At 46.3% G+C, this 22018-nt stretch carries 19 protein-coding genes; 8 read left to right on the forward strand and 11 right to left on the reverse strand.

The features are described 5' to 3' along the window. The gene (locus MJO46_RS15220) at positions 1-1620 is read left to right on the forward strand and encodes a PepSY domain-containing protein (protein ID WP_253990038.1); all 1620 of its coding nucleotides are present in this window, start codon (positions 1-3) and stop codon (positions 1618-1620) included. A gap of 34 nt (positions 1621-1654) precedes the next feature. Here the strand turns inward: MJO46_RS15220 and MJO46_RS15225 are convergent, their stop codons facing one another. After that, positions 1655-2848 (reverse strand): MFS transporter, encoded by a 1194-nt coding sequence (locus MJO46_RS15225; RefSeq protein WP_253990039.1) that lies wholly within the window; start codon positions 2846-2848, stop codon positions 1655-1657. A gap of 543 nt (positions 2849-3391) precedes the next feature. Between MJO46_RS15225 and MJO46_RS15230 the strand changes: the two genes are divergently transcribed. Next, on the forward strand, positions 3392-4792 hold the full coding sequence (locus MJO46_RS15230; protein ID WP_253990040.1) for a DASS family sodium-coupled anion symporter: 1401 nt from the start codon (positions 3392-3394) through the stop codon (positions 4790-4792). Between the two features lie 66 nt (positions 4793-4858). Here the strand turns inward: MJO46_RS15230 and trxC are convergent, their stop codons facing one another. Then, positions 4859-5281 (reverse strand): thioredoxin TrxC, encoded by a 423-nt coding sequence (gene trxC, locus MJO46_RS15235; RefSeq protein WP_253990041.1) that lies wholly within the window; start codon positions 5279-5281, stop codon positions 4859-4861. 192 nt (positions 5282-5473) lie between these two features. Here trxC and MJO46_RS15240 point away from each other — a divergent pair, with 192 nt between their 5' ends. Both MJO46_RS15240 and MJO46_RS15245 read left to right on the forward strand, forming a co-directional pair. Then, a complete protein-coding gene (locus MJO46_RS15240; protein ID WP_253990042.1) occupies positions 5474-5809 on the forward strand; it encodes an FKBP-type peptidyl-prolyl cis-trans isomerase in 336 nt (111 codons plus the stop codon). 19 nt (positions 5810-5828) lie between these two features. After that, positions 5829-6806 (forward strand): sensor domain-containing diguanylate cyclase, encoded by a 978-nt coding sequence (locus MJO46_RS15245; protein WP_253990043.1) that lies wholly within the window; start codon positions 5829-5831, stop codon positions 6804-6806. Between the two features lie 88 nt (positions 6807-6894). On the opposite strand, the gene MJO46_RS15250 is transcribed toward MJO46_RS15245, so the two are convergent. The 4 genes from MJO46_RS15250 to MJO46_RS15265 all read right to left on the reverse strand — a co-directional run bounded on the left by MJO46_RS15250 (position 6895) and on the right by MJO46_RS15265 (position 12525). Next, entirely contained in the window at positions 6895-7239 is a 345-nt protein-coding gene (locus tag MJO46_RS15250; RefSeq protein WP_253990044.1) for a cytochrome c3 family protein, read from the reverse strand. 69 nt (positions 7240-7308) lie between these two features. Then, positions 7309-8976, reverse strand: a complete 1668-nt coding sequence (locus MJO46_RS15255; RefSeq protein ID WP_253990045.1) for an FAD-binding protein — start codon at positions 8974-8976, stop codon at positions 7309-7311. Between the two features lie 436 nt (positions 8977-9412). Further along, entirely contained in the window at positions 9413-11149 is a 1737-nt protein-coding gene (locus tag MJO46_RS15260) for a tannase/feruloyl esterase family alpha/beta hydrolase (protein ID WP_253990046.1), read from the reverse strand. Between the two features lie 140 nt (positions 11150-11289). Continuing rightward, entirely contained in the window at positions 11290-12525 is a 1236-nt protein-coding gene (locus MJO46_RS15265; protein ID WP_253990047.1) for an OprD family outer membrane porin, read from the reverse strand. 275 nt (positions 12526-12800) lie between these two features. Here MJO46_RS15265 and MJO46_RS15270 point away from each other — a divergent pair, with 275 nt between their 5' ends. Then, positions 12801-13520, forward strand: coding sequence for a FadR/GntR family transcriptional regulator (locus tag MJO46_RS15270; RefSeq protein WP_253990048.1), 720 nt, complete (start codon positions 12801-12803; stop codon positions 13518-13520). A gap of 94 nt (positions 13521-13614) precedes the next feature. Here the strand turns inward: MJO46_RS15270 and MJO46_RS15275 are convergent, their stop codons facing one another. From MJO46_RS15275 to MJO46_RS15290, 5 genes are all read right to left on the reverse strand, one after another. After that, positions 13615-14019 (reverse strand): DUF1850 domain-containing protein, encoded by a 405-nt coding sequence (locus MJO46_RS15275; protein WP_253990049.1) that lies wholly within the window; start codon positions 14017-14019, stop codon positions 13615-13617. Positions 14020-14063: 44 nt separating this feature from the next. Then, complete coding sequence (locus MJO46_RS15280; RefSeq protein ID WP_253990050.1) at positions 14064-16097, reverse strand: TRAP transporter permease; 2034 nt, start codon at positions 16095-16097, stop codon at positions 14064-14066. Between the two features lie 106 nt (positions 16098-16203). After that, positions 16204-17160: a TAXI family TRAP transporter solute-binding subunit gene (locus MJO46_RS15285; protein ID WP_253990051.1), complete on the reverse strand. Its 957-nt coding sequence runs from the start codon at positions 17158-17160 to the stop codon at positions 16204-16206. 539 nt (positions 17161-17699) lie between these two features. Next, the gene (locus tag MJO46_RS19935; RefSeq protein ID WP_269819992.1) at positions 17700-17822 is read right to left on the reverse strand and encodes a hypothetical protein; all 123 of its coding nucleotides are present in this window, start codon (positions 17820-17822) and stop codon (positions 17700-17702) included. A 332-nt stretch (positions 17823-18154) separates the two neighbouring features. Further along, positions 18155-19666 (reverse strand): helicase HerA-like domain-containing protein, encoded by a 1512-nt coding sequence (locus MJO46_RS15290; protein WP_253990052.1) that lies wholly within the window; start codon positions 19664-19666, stop codon positions 18155-18157. Positions 19667-19858: 192 nt separating this feature from the next. Here MJO46_RS15290 and MJO46_RS15295 point away from each other — a divergent pair, with 192 nt between their 5' ends. The 3 genes from MJO46_RS15295 to MJO46_RS15305 all read left to right on the forward strand — a co-directional run bounded on the left by MJO46_RS15295 (position 19859) and on the right by MJO46_RS15305 (position 21487). Continuing rightward, the gene (locus MJO46_RS15295) at positions 19859-20089 is read left to right on the forward strand and encodes a hypothetical protein (protein WP_253990053.1); all 231 of its coding nucleotides are present in this window, start codon (positions 19859-19861) and stop codon (positions 20087-20089) included. 69 nt (positions 20090-20158) lie between these two features. After that, positions 20159-21037, forward strand: a complete 879-nt coding sequence (locus MJO46_RS15300) for a neutral zinc metallopeptidase (protein ID WP_253990054.1) — start codon at positions 20159-20161, stop codon at positions 21035-21037. 36 nt (positions 21038-21073) lie between these two features. Continuing rightward, positions 21074-21487, forward strand: coding sequence for an NUDIX hydrolase (locus MJO46_RS15305; RefSeq protein ID WP_253990055.1), 414 nt, complete (start codon positions 21074-21076; stop codon positions 21485-21487). Positions 21488-22018 lie beyond the last annotated feature (531 nt).

Here is a 22018-nt window from a genome sequence, read left to right on the forward strand (position 1 = left end):
ATGAAAGTTCGCAGTGATGTGTTACGGATTTATCAGTCTATCCATATTTGGACTGGGATCATCGCCGGAATCGTATTGTTTATCGGTTTCTATGCTGGCTCGCTTACGATGTTTAAGGGGGCGATTGACGCTTGGTCAATGCCGCCAGCCCTGACCTTACCCCAAGTAAACACCGATAAACTCGATGACTTAGTCACGCAGGTGTTAGCGAAGGATGATAAAGCGAAAATCGGCTTTAGTTTGCACTTGAATGATGAACATCAATCGCCCATGACCTGGTATCAGCAGGGCTCGGAGCGGGAACTCAGCATGAGTCACCAGCTTTGGCATGCCAGCCTTGATGAAAATGGGCAGCTACTGACACAGTTAAGTACGCCCAGTGAGTTAGCTGAGCTGATTGATCAGTTGCATCGCACCGCGGGTATTGCGGGTGAAGTTGGCCACGATCAAGCTGGTGTCTATGTGTTAGGGATAGCCGCCTTTTTATATTTCTTGGCATTGGTTTCTGGGGTGATTTTTTTACTACCGACCCTAACCAAAAGCTTTTTCGCCCTGCGTAAAGATAAGGGCGAGAGTCGTTTTTGGCTCGATGCCCATAATTTAGTGGGTATTACTAGCCTGCCATTTCATCTGGTGATCAGCCTAACTGTGATTGTGTTTGCCTTCCATGATCAGTTTTACGATGGGCTTAAGCATATGGTTTATGGTGAAAAACCATTATTTGCTCAACCCGCCCCAGACAGAACGCCCTATACACTCGCCGATTTACCCAAGGTCACCACTGTATTAGCTAAGGTGCAAGAAATCGCCCCCGATTATCAAGTGAATGAAATGACCTTTATGAACTTGGATAATCCCCGTGCGACCCTGCGTTTGGGTTTATATAGCCCTAATGGTTTTATGCGCGGGCCAGTTACGGATTATTTATATCTGCATCCTTATAGTCTTAAGGTGACCAATAGCACTATTGACCAGAGTGATAAGGGCATTTGGGCCAGAACCGTCGCGGTATTCTTTGGATTGCACTTTGGTAGTTATGGTGGGGATCTTGGTCGCTGGGTGTATTTCTTTTTAGGCTTGAGTGGTGCCTTTTTGTTTTACAGCGGTAACTTGCTGTGGCTGGAAAAACGTCGTAAAAAGCAGGCGAGTGAACAAACCCGTGCCTGCCGTTTAATGGCCAGCGCCACAGTCGGGATTTGCCTTGGATCCGTTGCCGCCCTAGCGGTAAGTATGTTTTTGGGTAAATGGTTATATGCCCACGTGAGCAATATCAATCACCTCTATCTGTGGCTGTATTATCTGGTGTTTGGCTTGCTGGTGACTTACGCCTTTTGGCGCGGTGCAGCTAAGGCGGCGCTACTGATTTTACCCCTGTGCGCCTTGGCCACATTGGCGATGCCAATCACGTCTTTAGTTGCGGTATTCGCGCCAAGTTTAGGCTTGTGGGCACCTTATTCTTCGGCGACTCTCGGTGTCGATCTGGTGGCATTAGCCTTTAGCGGAGTGTTCTTTTATGGTTATAAGCTCACTCGCCATCGGGTGTTTTATGGACCGCAGGACAGTGTCTGGGCCATTCCCGTCAAAGAGCCTGTGGCAGAATTAACGCAGCAAACATCATAATCACAATGGGCGCTTTATCGGCGCCCATTTTTATTCACTCTTTTTCAGTACACTCGACACTTAGCGCTGTGGGTAAACGCAGTTTGTTTCGTGCCAGTAAGCGTACGCTTAGGTAGCAAGCCGTCATTAAAAAACTGGCTGCTAAGTAGAGCAATAAGCCATGTTCTATATGGTTAAATCGGCTGGCGGTAATAGGGCCAATAACCGACCCCACTGAATAGCTTAATAACATAATCTGAGTGGCGGCGACGATTTGACGGGAAGGTAAATGATCGCAGGCCAAGCTAATGGCGATGGGGTAGAGGGCAAAGGCGCAGGCGCCCAGTAATACAAAACCTAACCACAATCCCACGAGGGATGCTTGCATCAGTAATAACAGCGCTGCGGCGCCCACTAAGCAAAAGGCAGTCATTAACACACTCTTTTCAATACGTGGGGATAAATAGCTCACTAAGGGCTGGACTAGCATGCCACCTAAGATAATTAGCGCCATAAATTGCCCGGTTTGCTGGGCAAAACCCATATCCTGCGATACATAGACAGGCAATAAACCGTAGATGGGACCAAGTAATAATCCCGACACTAAACAGCCTGCAATGGCGGGTTTATTCAGTGTTTTTAGGGCGGAAAGGGCGATTGAGTGTTGTTCACTTGACTGCGGTTGGCCGCGTTTAACTAAAAGCGCGGGTAAACTGGCTGCAGCCAGCAAACCTATTACTACCAAATAGGGTAAATTACCCGTAGTGCCTAAATAATCCACGGCGAGTTGTCCGATGGCTGTGCCACCGTAGAGTGCTGTCATATATAAGCCTAAGCGTTTTGCCCGTTGTTTTTGGGTATCGGCCATAAGTAACCAAGACTCGACCACCACAAAAATCCCCGCAACGGCCAAGCCTGCGATCAACCGTGATGCCAACCAGATGCTCGTCTGCGGCAGTAGCACCATCAGCACAACGCTGCACAGTAAGATATTTAAGAACAAAATAAAGGCCTTACTGTGGCCTATGCGGCTGACAATCGGCGCAATACAAGGTGCGCCTAGTAATAAGCCGAGGTAGAAAATACTCGCCAGCCAAGGCGCAAGCTCAAGGCTTAGCTCAAAGTAACTGAGTGAGAGTGGGATCAAACTCATCAAGTAGCCTGACGCTAAGGCAAAGAGGCTGAGCCCTGCTACAGGAACAAAAAGCCCAGGCTTTTTAATGGGTTGAGCTAACAGTGTATTGTCCACAAGCGGTACCTAAACAGGTAAAAAAATAAACAGGGGCGAGATTACGGGCGCGACTTTAGGCCGGATTGTTCGCGGGGTAAAGTGAGTTAGATTGACTGAGGTGGTGAATAATATTTGTGTTTATTATTCATATGGATAATGGAAGTTAAATGTTATTTATTTGCAATGGATTGGTTCTTTTTGTTTGGGATATTCTCTGGTTTCTTTATAGTTTATTAGCGTTTTATATTAAAGGGCGTTATTAAGCTTAAGTTAAGCCTTTATCACTCGATTTAAAATTCTAATTTGATCTATCTCACAGTTTTAAACATTTATTCAATTACAGCTTTATCAAGGTTTTGTGCTATTTTTATTCGTTTGAAAGTTTTGTTCATTACCTTAGATCAAAAACAGGTGATTTTTATCGCTAAAATGGCGTTTTTGCGCTTTTGGTCCTGGTTTTTTGTTGTGGTGTTGTCGCAAAAGTACAAAATAAACTGCTTTGCCTGATGTGATCTATGCCCTAAATTTGCCTAAAAAAATAATGGTATTAAGGTAGTCACCATGTCTTTAGTGCAATCAACGTCGGTTCCACCCAATCATTCACCCGTAAATAACGGGCTCGAAAAGAAAAAAATGCTGATCTTAATCGCAGATATTTTGCTGCTATTCGCCTTGTATTACGGATTACCCTTCGATCAAGGCGTCAATACGGGTCTTGCTATCTTAGTATTTGCAGCCATTCTGTGGTTAACCGAAGCGATTCATATCAGTATTACCGCGATTTTAGTGCCTATTTTGGCCGTGTTCTTTGGGGTATTTGAAACCAAGGAGGCCATGAGTAACTTTGCTAATCCAATTATCTATCTGTTTTTCGGTGGTTTTGTGCTTGCAGCTGCATTGCATCATCAAAAGATTGATACCTTGATCGCCCAAAAGTTGCTGCTGGCCTCGAAAGGTAAATTGAGCATTGCCTGTTTAATGTTGTTTGGGGTTACGGCGCTGCTGTCCATGTGGATCAGTAATACTGCAACCACGGCGATGATGCTGCCACTGGCGCTGGGGATTTTGCAGCAGTTGGACCGTAAAACCTATCACAGCACCTATGTTTTTCTACTGTTAGGTATTGCCTATTCTGCCAATATTGGCGGTATTGGTACCTTAGTCGGCAGCCCGCCTAACGCGATTGCTGCGGCGCAGGTGGGATTAAGTTTTAGCGATTGGCTGAAGTTTGGTATTCCAACCGTTGTCTTAATGCTGCCTATGATGCTTATCGCACTATATTGGTATTTTAAGCCTGACTTGTCGGCTAAATGTGAGCTTGCACTTGAAGATCAAAAGCTGACTTTCCAAGGAAAACTGACTCTGGTTATCTTCCTTGCGACCGTCTGTTGCTGGATTTTCAGTGTGCCGCTGGCAAAAGCCCTCGGTGGAATTACCCAGTTTGATACTATCGTTGCCCTCGGTGCAGTCGTGTTGCTGGCAGGTTTAGGGCTAGTGGGTTGGAAGAAGATTGAATCGACTACAGACTGGGGCGTGTTGATCCTATTTGGTGGCGGTTTGACCTTAAGTGCAGTGCTTAAAAGTACGGGCACAAGCGTGTTTCTCGCCCATTGGATGACCGACATTTTTGGCAGTACCCATATGTCGCTGTTCGTCTTTGCGGTGATCGCTTTTGTGGTGATGCTGACGGAATTTGCCAGTAATACGGCGAGTGCAGCCCTGTTAGTGCCAGTATTTGCAGCGATTGCCGAGGCATTAGGGGTATCACCTGTGATGTTATCTGTGCTGATTGGTATTGCCGCATCCTGCGCCTTTATGTTGCCAGTAGCCACGCCGCCCAACGCGATCGTTTACGGTTCTGGCCATATTAAACAATCGGAAATGGTGCGTGTCGGTATGATCATCAACTTTATCAGCATGATAGTGCTGGGAATTATTGCTCATACTTTCTGGGATATTTAAGCGCGAGTAATACAGCCAAATAAAAATACCCAGTTAAGCTGGGTATTTTTATGGGCGAAGCACAAATTAGCTATAGCGCTTTAGCCATTGATCGAACGCCGATTTAGGTAAGGCTCCGGCTTGCTGCGCGAGGAGTTGCCCTTGCTTGAAAATCATTAGAGTCGGAATGGAGCGGATATTAAATTGGGCCGCCAGCGCTTGTTGTTCCTCGGTATTAATCTTGCCGAAGCGGAATTGGGGCTCCCATACTTTTGCCGCCTCGGTAAAAACAGGTGCAAAACTTTTGCAGGGGCCGCACCAGCTAGCCCAAAAATCGACCACTAAGGGCAACTCTGACTTATGGGCGTGATTACTAAAATTGGCGCTTGTAAGCTCGATGGGCGCAGCGGCAAACACACTGCGTTTGCATTTACCGCAGGTCGGCTGCTCAGTTAACCGCTCCTTGGGCACGCGGTTTAAGGTGTCACAGTGGGGGCAAGCGATAATCATAATCTAGCTCCTAAGCTCGAGAGATAATCTCAATATGGGGATGAATAGGTGGAATTTAAAGGAGGATAGGCGCAAGTGAGCTAGTCCTAGACCACAAAATCCCCTACACACGCCGACAAGTTGACCTACCGATGCTAGAATAGACGCTTTGATGAGTCACTTGTATTAAGTGAAGGGTAAGAGATTAATTAAATGACTGAATTAGAAGTAATAGATCTGGTTGTCGGTGAAGGGAAAGCTGCCGTAAAGGGCGCTTTGATCACCACCCAATACCGCGGCTTTTTGCAGGATGGCACCCAATTTGATTCCTCCTATGACCGTGGTCAGGCATTTCAATGTGTGATTGGCACTGGCCGAGTGATTAAAGGTTGGGATCAAGGCATTATGGGCATGAACGTCGGCGGTAAGCGTAAGTTGTTAGTACCTGCACATTTAGCCTATGGTGAGCGTCAAGTGGGCGCGCATATTAAACCCAATTCGGATTTGACCTTCGAAATTGAGCTATTAGAAGTGCTGACCCGAGACTAATTAAGGAAAAATATTTTTCGTGACTTCGGATACCGCAGCAGAACAGATTAAGCAACTTCAAGCTGAAATCGCTCAGCTAAAACGGGAAAACGCGAATTTAACGGCGTTGAATCGTCGTGCCGAAGAAAAACTGTTTGCTGCCCTCGATGGTAATGGCCTGTGTCTGTGGGAACAGCATATCCCAAGCGGGAATTTGACCATATTTAATATGCGCTGGGGTGAGTTATTAGGTTTCAGCCGTGAAGAACTGGCAGCGCATATCGACAGTTGGAAAAGTAAATTACACCCAGAAGATAAAGAATGGGTGATCAAAGCCTTTGAAGACCATGTCAGTGGTAAGGCCGATTATTATCAAGTGGTACACCGAATGCTACACAAAGATGGCAGCATCACTTGGGTGTCGGATCGTGGCCGTATCGTCGAGCGTCTACCCGATGGCACGCCGCTACGGATGATGGGCAGTCATATCGATATCACCCAAGAAAAACGCTACGAACTTGATTTGTCACTCCTAGCTCACAGCGATCCCCTCACCAATTTGATGAATCGCCAAGCCATAGCCAAGGCATTCGATGAATCTTTGCAACTGGGCATCCATGGGGCATTACTCTTTATCGATCTGGATGGTTTTAAATCCTTAAATGATCATTACGGCCATAAGTTTGGCGACAGTTTGCTGATGCATGTGGCGCATACTTTAGTGTCTCACTCGGGTGAGCAAGCGAAGATCGCTCGGCTAGGTGGTGATGAATTTGTGATTTTACTGCCATCATCCGAGACAGAATCTTTAGCTATGCTCGCCCAATCCTTACTCGATGTGTATAGACAAAAATTTCTACTAGAAGGCTGTGAAGTGGAAATTGGTTTGAGCATTGGGATCGATATTTATGGAGATGGCGATAGTTTTGCCGAAAGTTGCGATCGCGCCGATGCCGCCATGTACCGGGTGAAACACCAAGGAAAGCATGGGTATTGCTTCTATCAACCATCCAAATAAAAAACCACCTCGCGGTGGTTTTTCGTTCTAAATAGCTATTCCAGATTATAGGAGCAGCTATTTAGAGTCTTACCTGTGATACGCCGACTTATGGTGTCACTAGTTCAAATCGTGGATGACAGCTTACACATAAATTTTCAGATTTCTGGTGTACATGATGACATTTAGCACAATCTGTCTCAGTCGCGAAGTGACGGTTGTTATGGGGGTTAACTGGTTTCACGTCTGCTGTTTTTGCCGCTAGCTTTTCTGTGTTGTGGCATTGCACACATTTAAGCATGGGCACAGCTTGACGATCTTCTTTGCCATGGCAACTGGCACATTTTACCCCTTTTGCTGCGTGGGTTTGATCGAGTAGAACAGTGTCTTTTGCTAACGCGCTGCCAGCGAAAATACTCAAGACAAGAGAAAGCATAATTGTTAAGTTTTTCATTGTGTTATTCCATTGTTCATTTAACTGGATGCCCAAAGATCAAGCCTCCATTTTTGATGACTTTGCGCGCTATAGTTTGGCGACGTATTTGCCGGCTAAGTAACCGAAGGTATAACAACGGCCTAGGGACAAGCCGAATACGGTCAATGGATAGTCAACGCCACCATAGAAACCGGCTCCAAGGTTGCCGACAATGAATAAACCAGGAATTTCCTTGCCATCGGCATCAAGCACTTGGTGGTTTTCGTTAACGAGGATGCCGGAGCATATAGTTGAAACTCGCATACGACGGTGGATACCGTAGAATGGGGGTTTGAGTACTGGCACCATCTTGCTCGCCGGTTTTCCGAAGTCCTCATCTTTGCCTTTTTTGCATAACTCGTTGTAACGGTTAACGTTAGCTACAAAGGTTTTTGGATCGCATTCCAGTTTTACCGCCAACTCTTCTAATGTGTTAGCAGAATAGGTATTGATCAAAGAAGGGTAGACGCCCTTTTTCTCGCCTGGCTCTTCAGGCATGTAGACTTTTAGTTCTTCAGGAGAATAGAGGTGGCCAGGCCAATCTTTGGCTTGTGTCATATAGTCTGAATCAAATACTTGGGAGTAATGACCAGCGTTCTGCTCATCTTTCAAGTAGTTATTCATCAAAGACATCTCGACTTTTTCATTCACAAAGCGCTCACCTTTACGGTTTACGGCTAGGAATGGCATGTCGCACATTGAGGCTGGACCCGCATCGAAGTCATGGAGCATTTTTGTGTGGCCAACGGGCTCGATCACGCCACCCGCCCAATATGCCATAGCAAAACCATCACCGGTGCGGTCCATCTGCTTACGTTCAAAGTTTTTCAGTTCAGGGATGAAGAAATCACACATGGCTTTGTTATTTTGGTAGTCACCGGAAGACAGGATGACCCCTTTCTTAGCCATATATTTGTGGTACTTACCATCACGAGTCTGGGCAATAACCCCAATCACTTTTCCTGACTCATCTTGGATTAACTGTTGTGCTGGCGTGTTAAAGAAGAATTTCACCCCGGCTTTTTCGGCTGTTTTAGCTAATGCACGAATGGCATCGCCAGTAGTGTAGGGTTTAGGACCGCAGAATGAGGTCACAAAATTTAGACGATCACCTTCATCCGCAATACCGCGAATACCATGTTGCGGTTTAGTGCCTTGGTCAACAATCTGACCGCCACCTTGCTTAACGCGGTCAATAACCCAATTCACGGCTTCGCCAGAATTGTAGGCCCATTGTCTTAGTAAACCTGGGTGTGAGCGGTGGGCGTTGTCCGCCATCAAACGGCTCACTAAGGATTCGATTGCCGATTTGTCGCTATTTTTTAGATCGATACCTGAGCCTGTGTTGCCTTGGGATACGGGAATGGCTTGCTTTTGCAAACAGGCAACGCTTGCGCCGCTTTCTCTGGCGGAGAGAGCCGCAGGCACGCCCGAAGCACCCGCACCGACAACAACGACATCAAAGGTTTGGGTAGTCGCAATATCTTTATCAGCAATAGGTTTTGGCTTAGGCAGAAAACCTAAGGTTGCGCCACCAATCTCACCATATTCAGTGCCAACTTGAATAGGTGCTGCGCTAGCAGAACCCATACCAAGACTTGCGAAGGCTAAGCCACTGCTGCCTACCGCGGCTCGCGTCAGGAAAGTTCTTCGAGATATACCATTTTGCAGGACGCTAGCAGTGTATTGATCAATTTCTTTCGATTCTTTACTCATTTAATACTCCTTTGGCCCTCATTGCTAAAGAGGTTCCCCTATAGCAACGACACTGGATCTATGTATAACCACATATGTTTGCTTGCTTTAAAAACGTAAAATGCAGTTGTGCGAAAGTGATTAAATTTCACCTCATTAACAACATACCTTTAAATGTATGACATATGACAATAAACCAAAAGAGGTATTAATTACATCTTTGCAGTGCTTCACAAAATGCTGGCGTTTTGAGCGATGAATGTGATTATTCTTTTTAAAAACAATCTAATATAGGACTTTATTGAATGAATAAGTTTGGCGGCGCGGGAAATATGAGCGTCTGATTTTATGCATGTTTAAGTAGTTAACAAATAGGGACTATTTATAAATAAACATGATTTGAGGTAGGCCACCTCAACAATATTGAGGTGGCCTTTGGGCTTTAATGCCCTAGGGATTATTTAGGTGATACACAGGTAAAATTGGCGGCATCTTCAACATTGCCTATACCATTGTATTTTGCGAATTGTGGGTATGGGCAGAGGACCCGAGTTCTGCTTTTTGACCAATCACTGGGTAATTCGGCATTTTCAGGGCGCACTGAAGCCGTGATATTTTGGGGTTCTACTCCTTTTTCAACCCAGTCAACCAATGCGCGGATCATGTTAAATTTATCTGTGGTAGGGCCGCTGCCGCAATGATTCATCCCAGGGATAAGGAATAAGCGGGCGAAGGTTTCTGCATGCCCAGCATTGGCCTCGGCTAATTCGTTATACCAGTTCACTGTATCATTGGCTGAAAATACGGGGTCAGATGTTCCATGGAACAACATCATCTTAGCGCCGCGATTTTTTATGGCCGAAAGATCCGTTGGCTGGGGTGGTGTCATAAAATCGATGCCCGATTCGGAGTAAATCGAATCCGTGGCATAGAGCCGTTGGACATCCTCATCCATGCTAAATGATTGCACAAATTCCAAACTGGATTGTTCAGTTGCACCATTAAAGGGGGTTGGTGGCGAACTAAAAATAAAACCAACGGCACCGGGGTCTCTATTGAGCGCCATATTATATTCCCAAGAAGCCCAACCAGATGCGCCGATACCCGCATCGTATGGGAAGTCAGTGTAAATGGCTTCACCTGTCTTGCTATTATGGGGGCCAGCCATGATATTGCCGAGTACCTGCTTTTGCTCTGCGGTTAAGCAGGTATTATCTCTGCCACTTGAACAGGTTGGGACATCACGTTCAAGGTCAAAGGTCTTTTGGCAGGAATAAGTATCTGCAATCATGCCATCGCTCACGCCGTCAAGGGCATCACACTGCTCGAGGACTTTTTGGGAAACGAGAGTGAATTCTTCAGGGGTAATGGCGGTTTGTAGTGTGGCTAAAATATCAGGACCATCAAATTCAACCAGCTTTGAATACTCTTGAACACCATACATTTGCGCTACTGCAGCTTTCGGTAAGTTAAATCCTGGATTGCCTACCAGAAAGCCATCGTACATATCGGCAAAACGACTGGCCGCGACCATAGTGTGCCTACCACCGTTAGAGCAACCGGCAAAATATGATCTATCAGGTTGTTTACCATATACTTTTTCTATTAAACCTTTCGCCATTGGCGTTAACTCGGCTACAGCATTGTAACCATAGTCAAGCCTTGCTTGAGGATCTAAACCAAAGAAAGGGATTGGTGCTGGATGCCCCATATCAGAACTTATCACAGCGAACCCTTCATTGAGGGCGGCAGAATCTGGGCCTGCGGAAAACACTAAGCGGCCAACCGCCTTAGCGATCGAACCGTCGAGGCCGCCATTGGCTTGATAATAGAATCGACCATTCCAGTTAGTGGGTAAACGCATTTCAAAGCCGATCGCATAGCGGGTTTCTCCCGCAATGCCAGTTCCCATCCTTTCATTCATATAACCCGTCACTAAACAATGTTCTGGTGCTCGGTAACGTTCAGTAGCGCTATATTCAACATTGCCAGCCGCAATAATTTGTGAGTTCGTTATCACAGTATTTTTGAAATTATATTGTGAAGCAATTTCACTACATAGATTCAGTGTGGCGGGTGTGGCCGAGGCTAACTGTGGTAATGGGGTTTCGGCGTTATCGTTATTTCCACATCCGCTAAATAAAAAACATGACATAGCAACGGCTGGAATAAGTAAGAAATTCTTTGTTTCCATTTTATCTCAATCCTTAAGTCAAAGTGTTTACCGCAACTTTTACTTGGGTATCGGTGATTTTGCGGTACAAAAATTGGGTGTATCGAACAAGGCTGATACACCCGTATAAGGTTTGGTGCAGGGGAGTTAAAACTGATGAACTATTTACCTAAAGCAAATTTATAAGTGACATATAAACGCAGATCGTCAAGATCTTCACTTTGATCAAAATCGACCATGGCATAACGCGCTTTAAGACCTAGGCCCGATAACATGCCTGAAAATTTATAGGCTATTGAAAAGTTAGTTTCGTTAAAGTCTGAGGCAGTTCCCTCTGGCACATCGTACTGTCCATAGAAGGCATAGGCTTCTAATCCACTCGCACCTAACTTTTCAAAGTCATAGGCCAGCTTTAACGCGTTGACTTCTTCATTCGCCCGTGCAGATTGATATACCTGTTGAATCACTACTTTTTCATCGCCCCATGGGGTGAGCACAGTATCATCGCCAGTTTTGGCGTACATATAAGTGAGATCCGCCCCCGCCAATTTGGCACCTAGATGGAAGCCGTATTGATAGGTATCGAGCGGGCCGCCGGTTTCTTCACCGATTGCCTGTTGAGTTAAATAGGAAGGCGTTAAGTAGAAATTCGTTGCACCAACATCAGCGGCTAATTTCAGTTTGGCATAGGTTTGATTGAAAACATCTTCCATGCTGTAGTGCCAAAGATGGGCTTCAGTTTGGACTGTCTTAAAGGGCAATTGATATTTAGCACCTAGGGCATAAACTGGGTTATCGGCAACATCAGCCACAATCCCCGCTCTTGCTAGCTCGCTTTGTACCGCGTCTTTAACGGAGACGAAATCGTTATCCGACCAGCCCATTGAATCAGTAATGTACAGGGCTGAAAGTGTGAGGTTATCGACACTCTTGTTTTCTGCCGAGAAACCGCGGAAAGTCCGTGGGATCGCCCGAATATCATGGGGATTCATCATAGGGGTGCGCAGTTCCTGTGCGCCGAGCTTGAATTTAGTATTCCACCAATCACCTTGGACAAAATATTCTTGTAAACGGTTAACGTCGTCATGGTCACCCTTGGCATCACGGGCGACTAAACCATAAACATCATCAGAGTCGTTGATCCAAATCGGGTTTGCCGACGCGAAGCTAGTGCCAAAACTGATCCCATTTACCTTTGCTGTGTTGTAGTAAAACAGCCCGCCGAATGAGGTGTCATGTTTGGTGTTGGTCGTATCATAGTCACGGGTAAAGTCGAATAGGCGTAGTTCACCCTTTAATGTCCCTTGGCTAAACATTTGATCAATGCTGGTATCTGCAATGGCTGGAATGCTTAATACCGATAGCACAAGTAACGATAAATAAGATTTGTTCATCATCATTTCCTTATTTTTGTGTGCCCGCTTGGAGTGGTCCGAGCGAGTTAAAAGGCTAGTGTTAACCTCTTTAGGTGAAATGTATGACGTATAACCTTTATCCACAACGGAGTAAGAATGAATATGAGAAACTAGTTACGAAATTCGTACAGATGTTACATAGATCAACAAAAATGAAGATTTTTTAATCACTAATATAGGAAATACCGGAGTACTTTTTCTGAATTGGCTGGGTTTTATGGTAGGATGACGCCACTGAGTTTATCCGAGATAATAAATTGCATATCTTCAAGCCTATTAAGCAGATAAAAGCTTCGAGTGAAGTCGGTCTGCAACTGAAAAATGCTATTTTAGGTGGCGATTATAAGGCGGGCGATAAGTTGCCCTCCGAGCGTGAATTAATCGAGCTATTTCAGGTCAGCCGCACTGTGGTTCGGGAAGCGATTAAGAGTCTCGAAGCGGGTGGATTGGTTGAAATTCGTCAAGGAGCAACGGGTGGTGCATTTGTTAAGCATTTGACCTTTGAGCGTTTGAGTGATGCCTGCCACGACTTATTTATGATGGGGAAACTCTCTCTACCTGAGCTATGCCAGGCACGAATGTTGATTGAGCCCCAAGTTGCTAGAATGGCTGCTAAAAATTGCACTCCAGAGCAAGCGAAAGCCTTACAAGAGGCTAATAGCCATGAAAATGATAGCTATGATTATCCTGATACCGTCATTTTACGATCCCAAGTGCATTATGTGCTGGCGGAAATGTCGGGCAATCGCTTTCTAGAAGCTATCGTAAAATCCTTGTTGGTTTTATTAAGTAATCAAACGACTAAATTTCAGCCGCCGACCGATGAAATTCATCCATTAGGTTTACATGATGTTATTGTCGCAGCGGTTATCGCCAAAGATGAGGCGAAAGCTGAAGCCGAAATGTTGGCACATCTGCAGGATTTTAATATACGCCTAGCAGAAATTGAGCGTAAGTATATGCTTAAACAGGCTTAAGTGAGTGCTGACAAAGCCCTTAATGCTTTAGCAAGCACCAGCGTAAATGATTAAATACCCGGCTAAATAGACGGGTATTTTTGTATCCTGGAGATTAAGGAAAAGTAGCGCAGCCCCACAGTTCGACCGCCGCATCTTGCTTGTTCGGTGGGCCAATCCAATAGTCCATGGTTTGGCATTCAACCTTTCCAGTGGGAGCTGTGAAACATAAATCATAGTCTCCCGCTTCGGGTGTGCGGCCTAAGCGCAGCACAGGTAAACTGGGTAGTTTGGGGTGATAATGCCAGCTACCATTCTTAAGATAAGCATCATCTGGGATTTCCATTCCCGCCCCAGTCCCTTTAACCCTTGCCTCGACTAACACTAAGCCTTGGGGAGTGATGTTATAATCTTCCTCCCAGCGGATTTTTTCTATGCTGTGATTCCATGCAAGGGTGAAATTATCTGTGGGCACTTGTGCCCACAGTGTGCCTGCTAGGCCTAAACATAGACCTAGCATTAGCTCACCCTTAACCACAGATTAATAGCAGGTAATTCCAAGGCTTATCCTTGTTCTGCAAGGCGTTTAAGTTTGCGCGCCCGCCAGCTGTGCTGCACTATAAACAGCAAGGCAAGCCCAAAACCTATTTCATCACTGAGTGGTGTCGCCAGGATCAAACTCGCTCCCGCAAGGAAGCCAATAACCCTCTCCCATAGATACAGCTTTTGCAGCAGGTAGCCAGTAAAGACCACTCCCCAAATCCCGATGGCGACAGTGACTTTTATTAGCACATAAATAGTGGCTAACCAACTATCGCTTTGTAGCATTAATGCGGGATCGTAAACCGCCATAAAGGGGATCACAAAGCCAGCAATAGCGATACGAATCGCCCAAAGACTGATCTTAAATCCCGACTCCTTTGCAATCGGGGCGGCGGCAAAGCAGGCCAAAGCGACAGGCGGGGTGAGATCGGCCATGATGCCAAAATAGAACACAAACATATGGGACACTATCAAGGGCACGCCTAAATCCAGCAGAGCAGGGGCGGCAATTGAACTGGTGATAATGTAGTTTGGGATAGTCGGGATCCCCATACCCAATACCAGACAAGTGAGCATAGTTAACACTAAGGATAAGAACAGATTATCTTGCCCTACCGCCAGAATGTAACTGGCAAAGGTTGAGGCGATACCCGTCAGTGACACTATGCCGATAATCACTCCCACTAAGGCACAAGCTATCCCCACGGGGACGGCGTGACGTGCACCTTCCACCAAAGCATGCAAGCAGATTGTCAGGGTATCTTTGCCGCCCTTAATAAACCAACATACCGCCACCAATAGGGCAATTACCGCAAATACCACTGCAATCCCTAGTTGGAAGAAACCTGCGCACAGCACCCCAAGGGCAATCCAAAATGCAAAACGCATCGCATTCGATGGCAGCCTTAAGACGATAGCCGAGCCTAAGATAACAATCGAGGTCAGTGCTAAACCGACCATACCTGAAAAGAGGGGCGTTCTGCCGGAAAAAAGCAGATAGATCAAAATAAACAAGGGGATAAGTAAATACCAGCGTTCCTTAATCGCGGCCCAGGGATCGGGACATTGATCCTTAGGTAGGCCGCACAGATTAGCGCGTTTGGCCTCTAAATGTACCATCCAGAATACCGAGCAGAAATACAATAAGGCGGGGATTAACGCCGCTTTAGCGATTTCGATAAAAGGCACGTTAATGGTTTCGGCCATGATAAAAGCCACAGCCCCCATAATGGGGGGCATAATTTGGCTGCCCATACTCGAGGTTGCTTCCACCCCGCCAGCAAAGGCGGGACGATAACCGAAGCGTTTCATCAGTGGAATGGTAAATTGCCCAGTGGTGACTACGTTAGCGACACCAGAACCTGTAATAGTCCCCATCATAGCGGAAGAGACCACGGCAACTTTTGCGGGGCCGCCAAGCTTGTGGCCGAATAACCCCATCGCAAAATCGGTGAAGAGACGGATCATCCCCGCCTGTTCTAAAAAGGCGCCAAAGAGGATAAATAGGAAGATGTACGTTGCCGACACATAGGTCGGCGTACCATAGAGGCCTTCAGTACCAAAGGATAACTGATTGATAATCTGATCAACGCCGTAGCCTCGGTGCATTAAGTCACCGGGAAGATATTGGCCGAATAAACCATAGGCCAAGAAAATACAGCAAATGATCGGCAATGCCCAACCCATGACTCGGCGTGCGGCTTCAAAGACTAATACAATCAAAATAATGCCAATCACCATATCGGCATCGGTCAATTCACCGGAACGCTGGATCAGATCGGCTTCAAAAATCCATTGGTAGGCCGCTGTTGCCATACCAGCAAGGCCAAGCAACCAAGCTAAGGGCTGCCAAGGGCGAGATTTGCCCACAGCGGGATAACTTAAAAATACCACTAAGAGTAGAAAGCCCACATGGGTCGCACGCAATACTTGGGTCGATACTGGATGAAAAGCGGCGGTAATAATTTGAAAAATAGAGAAAATTAAGGCGGTATAAAATAGTGCCTTGGGCCAGTCGCCGGGCTTGGCACCAAGGCCTTGTTCGGAATCGCTCATATTATGCCTCACAGCATTAGACTACAGAGGGCGACATAGCACTTGAGCCTAATTGTTAGCTCAAGTGCTTAAGTGGAGAATCGGTCGCACAGGTTAAAATGAAGGCTTAAAGTGCGCCAACTTCTTTGAAATAACGCTCAGCACCAGGGTGAAGCGGTGCAGGTAGTTTTTTAGTCGCGTTATCTAAGCTAATCGTCTTGGCGGCCGAGTGGGCATTGCCTAGACGCTCTAGGTTTTCAAACATGATTTTTGCCATTTGATAGGCTAAATCATCTGAGACACCACTTTGAGTGACGAATAGGTTTTGAATGGCAACCGTGGACACATCGGCAGTTTGGCCTTCGTAGGTGGTAGCAGGAATAACCCCGTACTGATAGGCTGGATTATTGATTTTTAGCACTACATCTTCAGGGATCTCGACAAAGTTAATGGGCATAGACGCCGCAAGATCGCGAATTGCCGCCATACCTAAGCCCGATGACTGTAACGTCGCGTCTAATTGGCGATTTTTGATTAATTCAACGGATTCGGCATAGGGTAAAAACTCTACTTTGCCCATATCCTCGTAACTTAATCCCGCCGCTTTGAAGATGGCGCGAGCATTGAGTTCGGTGCCCGATTTAGGCGCGCCAACAGAGATACGTTTGCCTTTTAAATCGGCCAAGGTTTTGATACCAGACTCTTTATTGGCCACAATTTGAATATAGTTAGGGTAAGCTGCGGCAATAACACGGATTTTATCTAATGGCTTTTTAAAGCCAGCATCGACATCCCCCTGGTAGGCGGCGGCAACGGAATCACCTAGTGCTAAGGCTAGCTCCCCACGACCCGCCTGCAGCAAGTTGAGGTTTTCAACCGAGGCCTTAGTCGCTTGAACTGAGGTTTTGGCCCCTTCAATGCCCGTACCATAGAGTTGGGATAGGGCAACACCTATGGGGTAATAAACACCGCTGGTACCACCGGTGAGAATATTAATAAATGCGGGTGCGGCGGCCATAGTGGCAGCGCTGAGTGAGAGTGTCAGTGCAGTACCGACGGCGATAAAACGTTTGTTGATTTTCATATTGAAATATCCTTATTTTTTATTGTGTTATATAGGGCTATTAAAATCGACTCTGTTAACTGCTGACTTTAGTATTACTACTTATATACCCAAAACTGCTCAAAATACAGACTTTGAATGCTGTTTTGTCACTCAGAGTTTCGGTTTTTGAACGATTTAACTGACTAGTTAACAAGTAATTAACTCAGTATCGGCCCTAAAATGTTGCACTCTGTTTAGCCTTCAATGCTAGATGAAGCAAGTTCACCTTGTATCCCGCTAAGTCTGTTTTTGCGCTTTAATGGTGGTTTTATACCTTAGCAAAAGATCTGCGGAATGTAGATTTTGCTTTAGTCTAGGTGACATTTTTAAATACAGGGATTTTTAGGGATTAACTGTTATAAAACAATCGCTTCAATTTGTTACTGCGCAGATGATAAATGGACGTTTTTGCAGGGCTTAAGCTTAATTAGAGACTAATAGAAGAGAATATAAAAAGGGCTAACCTAAGTTAACCCTCTATTGAGTACGCAATTGATATCAAATGCGCTGGCACAACACTATTTAGTGTTTTCTAAGAAACCCTTAGAAGCATTTTTAGCGTGTTTTGCTGCTCTTTTTTCCTTTGCAGACATTAACGGCTTCTTTTTCGTTTCTTTGCGGTTTTTTTGCTCTTTACTCATAGCTAACTCCATGTACTTTGTGGTTGTTCATCAGGCTAATCATGTAAGCCATACGCGTAAAACCTGTACCATGATGTCCTGACTGAAGCGAAACGTTAAATCTCGAATTACAACATTTTTAAATCGCAATTATTTAAAATCATTGATAATTTATTTGAATTTGTTTGCCTCTCTGAGCTGGACTCGCAAAATAATCTTATCACCGAAATCCGTGGCAAGATCTATCCCTTACTTAGAATAATTCATGCTATTGGTAGTGCTAAACTGTCTATAAAATATGCGACCTAGAGCACGGTGACTACCGTCAAGCCTGCATAGGCAGATAACCATGCCTATCTGCGGGTTGATTTACCCAATATTCCCCCTAGAAGCCCCCGCAGAATTTGTTTTCCTAATTGATTGCCCACAGTGCGCGCCGTTTGTTTGGCAAGGGTTTCGGCTAAACCTTGGCGGCGTTTATTGCCGAAGATAAGCTCGCTAAACCAACCCTGTTCTTCTGTTTTTGGATTCGCTTGATCTGTATTTTCAGAGGATCTTGATTCAGAGGCTGTTGATGGCGCGGGCTCACTATCAGAGCGCCGGTTGTGAAGTAATTCATAGGCCGATTCGCGGTTGATTAAGCGGTCATATTTGCCACCAATAGGGCTTTGTGCGCGAATTTGTTGCAGCTCATCGGGCAATGCCGGCCCCATACGGCAGCGGGGTGGGGCGATGAGCGCACGTTCTACCATAGTGGGCACGCCTTTATCGGCCAACATGGATACTAAGGCTTCACCCACCGCCAGTTGGGATATCACATCCGTGACGACGAGCTTAGGGTTGGGTACAAAGGTTTCGGCCGCAGTTTTAACGGCTTTTTGATCCCTCGGCGTGTACGCCCTGAGGGCGTGCTGAATACGATTGCCGAGTTGGCCGAGGATTTCATTGGGAACATCGTCCGGAAATTGTGAACAAAAATAAACGCCAACGCCCTTGGAGCGGATAAGCCGCATAATTTGTTCAACCCGTTTTAATAGGCTCGGCGGGCACCCCTCAAATAGTAGATGCGCCTCATCGATAAAAAAGATCAGTTTAGGTTTGTCGAGATCGCCAACCTCAGGCAGATTTTCAAATAGCTCTGATAACAGCCAGAGTAGAAAACTTGAATATAACCTTGGTGTTAAAATAAGTTTATTGGCGGCGAGCAAATTGATGATGCCACGCCCCTGTAAGTTAGTGCGCATCAAATCTTCGAGTTGTAATGCGGGTTCGCCAAAAAAGTCTTTACCGCCATCGCGCTCTAAACCGAGCACGGCTCGCTGAATTGCGGCGAGGGATTGGGCGCTGATAAGGCCATATTTGGCTGAAATTTCTTTGCGCTCATCGGCGACTAAGGTCAGCATGGCTCGCAGATCATCTAAATCGAGCAGCAACAATCCTTGATCGTCCGCCAGTTGAAAGACGATATCTAAAATGCCGCTTTGGGTGTCATTAAGCTCGAGGATGCGGCCAAGCAAGGTCGGGCCCATTTCACTCACCGTAGTGCGTAACGGATGCCCTTGCTCTCCCGCTAAATCCCAGAACACGACGGGATTGGCCTCGGTTTGATAGTCCTCGATCCCGATTTGAGCCGCCCGTTGTAACAGTTTGTCGTTTGGCGTGCCCGCCATGGCAAGCCCTGAAATATCCCCTTTGATATCAGTGATAAATACCGGCACACCTTGGCGTGAAAACCCCTCGGCTAGGCTCATCAACGAAACGGTTTTCCCCGTACCCGTTGCGCCTGCGATAAGCCCATGACGATTGGCATATTTAAGATTTAAGTGAACCTGTTGCTCACCTTTCCCTAGGAGTAGAGTATTCAAGCGCAGTCCTTATCTTAATTTAACGATTCAATAATCGGTTTTAGGTGGATAAAAAATCAGCACCCAGTGTTTTCCTTTAAAAAATCCCTGTCAACATCTGTTACGTGCAGCATTGATACAGGTCAGGTAAAGCTTGCCCATGCTAGCTTGACTAAGTGTAGCCATTTGGTTGAATTTATTGAGGCACCGAAGATGAAAATTCCATTGATTATGTTAGTCTTATCCGCATCATTACTCACATCGGCATGCGCCGATTTGGCCTGCTCCGCAAGGACAGATGTCGATCCCTATGGGCCAATGCTAGATCAACAGCGCTGTGTGATTGAGGCGAATAAACAGCTTGCCGAGCATGAAAAAGTCAAAAAGGCAGAGCAAGAACAACAGCTTAAAGCGGCCATGGATCGAGCGACTAAACATAGTTAATAGCAAATGATTTGTATAAAGCGGCTAAACTGAAATCTATATTCCATCCCCCTTTGCCTAGGAAATCCAATGCGTTGGCGTAACAGTGACCGCAGCTCAAATATCGAAGACAGACGGGGCCAACAAATGGCGTCGGCGGGTGTGCCCAGTGCGTTGCTGCTCCGGTTGTTGCATTTCCTGCTGAGAACCAAAATCGGCCGAGTGGTACTGCTCCTCGGCGGACTGTATTTCGCGTTTCAATACTTTACCGGCGGCTTATCCCTTGAGCCCAGCAATCAGGCGGGGTTTAGTCAGTCACAATCGGCGAGCAACACTGCGGCTCAAGATGAAAATGCCCAGTTTGTAGCGGCGATTCTTGGCACGACCGAGACCGTTTGGAATCAATTGCTACAAGGGCGATATATCGAACCTAAGCTAGTGCTCTATCGCAATATGACCTCCACTGGCTGTGGCATGGGACAGGCGCAGTCAGGGCCTTTTTATTGCCCCGCCGATAGCAAGGTTTATATCGATCTTAGCTTTCTCGATGAGCTTAAAACCTTAGGCGCGCCCGGTGATTTCGCCTTTGCCTATGTGATTGCCCACGAGGTCGGTCACCATGTACAAAACCTGCTCGGCACTAGCACTAAAGTGCGTCAGGCCCAGCCCGCCGCTGGCAAGGCGCAGGCTAATCAACTGAGTGTTGCCATTGAATTGCAAGCCGACTGTTATGCCGGTGTGTGGGGGCATTATGTTGATAGACAACTTAATCTGCTCGAAGCCGGCGATGTGGAAGAGGGCATTGCGGCGGCGAGTGCCGTGGGTGATGATCGTCTGCAAGAAATGGCGGGTCGCGCCGTGCAACCTGAGGCCTTTACCCACGGCAGATCTGCGGACAGAGTGAAATGGTTTAATACCGGTTTTACCTCGGGCAAGCTTGCTAGCTGTAACACCTTTAATGGCAAATAGTTAGATAGTAAAAAGAGTGGACTATGGGGTTGGTATATGGCATTTGAAGATAGGTTTCGGCTGAGTAGCCATGGGGTAATTACCAATGACTCGGGTCAAGTGCTGCTGCTCAAAGCGAACTATGGCAATTTTGCTTGGGGATTGCCCGGCGGCGCCTTAGAACCCGGTGAGACCATTCACGAGGCGCTGCTGCGTGAATGCAAAGAGGAATTGGGGCTTGAGGTCAATATCCACTACCTGAGCGGCGTTTATTACCACAGTGCCTATCAATCCCAAGCCTTTATCTTTCGCTGCGAGCTAGTACAACCCTCGCCTGATACGGCAATTTGTTTAAGCCACGAACATTCAGAGTTCGCCTTCCATGATATCGACACGCTTAGCGCGGTTCAGCAGCAAAGAATCAAAGATTGCCTTAATTTCAACGGTGTTGTCGTGAGTGCAAAGTTTTAAGGCTTTGCCAGTAAGCAAAGTCGTGGGGCTTCACCCCCTGTTTTTTAATCAAGAGCCGACCAAGGAGGACTGCTCGTCCTATCCTCCTTGCCTATTGTTTTAACATCAGCCAAGACGCCCCTAACGGAGTTGAAAGCCCCTTGGGCAATTAGCGCCCTTATGCTATCGCGTCAGACGCTCGTCCCTGATTCGACTGACGCTATCTCGGCATCTGATAGGCAGGATGCCTGAATGTCGTGAAGTGCATGGATGCACGAGAACGACCATGCCGAGACTCACGCAATTTGTCTATTCGCCCTGCGGCAACTCCGAGGGGATGGCGTATTCCTTTGATTATGAAGTTTGCTGTTGGTCACTTAAAGCATTGAAGATTTCTGGATACCCTGTTTTACCCTATTAGGTCTTTACGTAGCAAAATTTAACAGTGGATGTCTCGTTAAACATTTTTTCCCACCATCATTGAGTTAAGAACGATTTAAAGAACTCATATTACAAAAGAGATTATAATATTAAATCGTCTTTTATAATGTT

It is taken from the genome of Shewanella sp. KJ2020 (assembly GCF_024197625.1).
Lineage (GTDB): Bacteria > Pseudomonadota > Gammaproteobacteria > Enterobacterales > Shewanellaceae > Shewanella.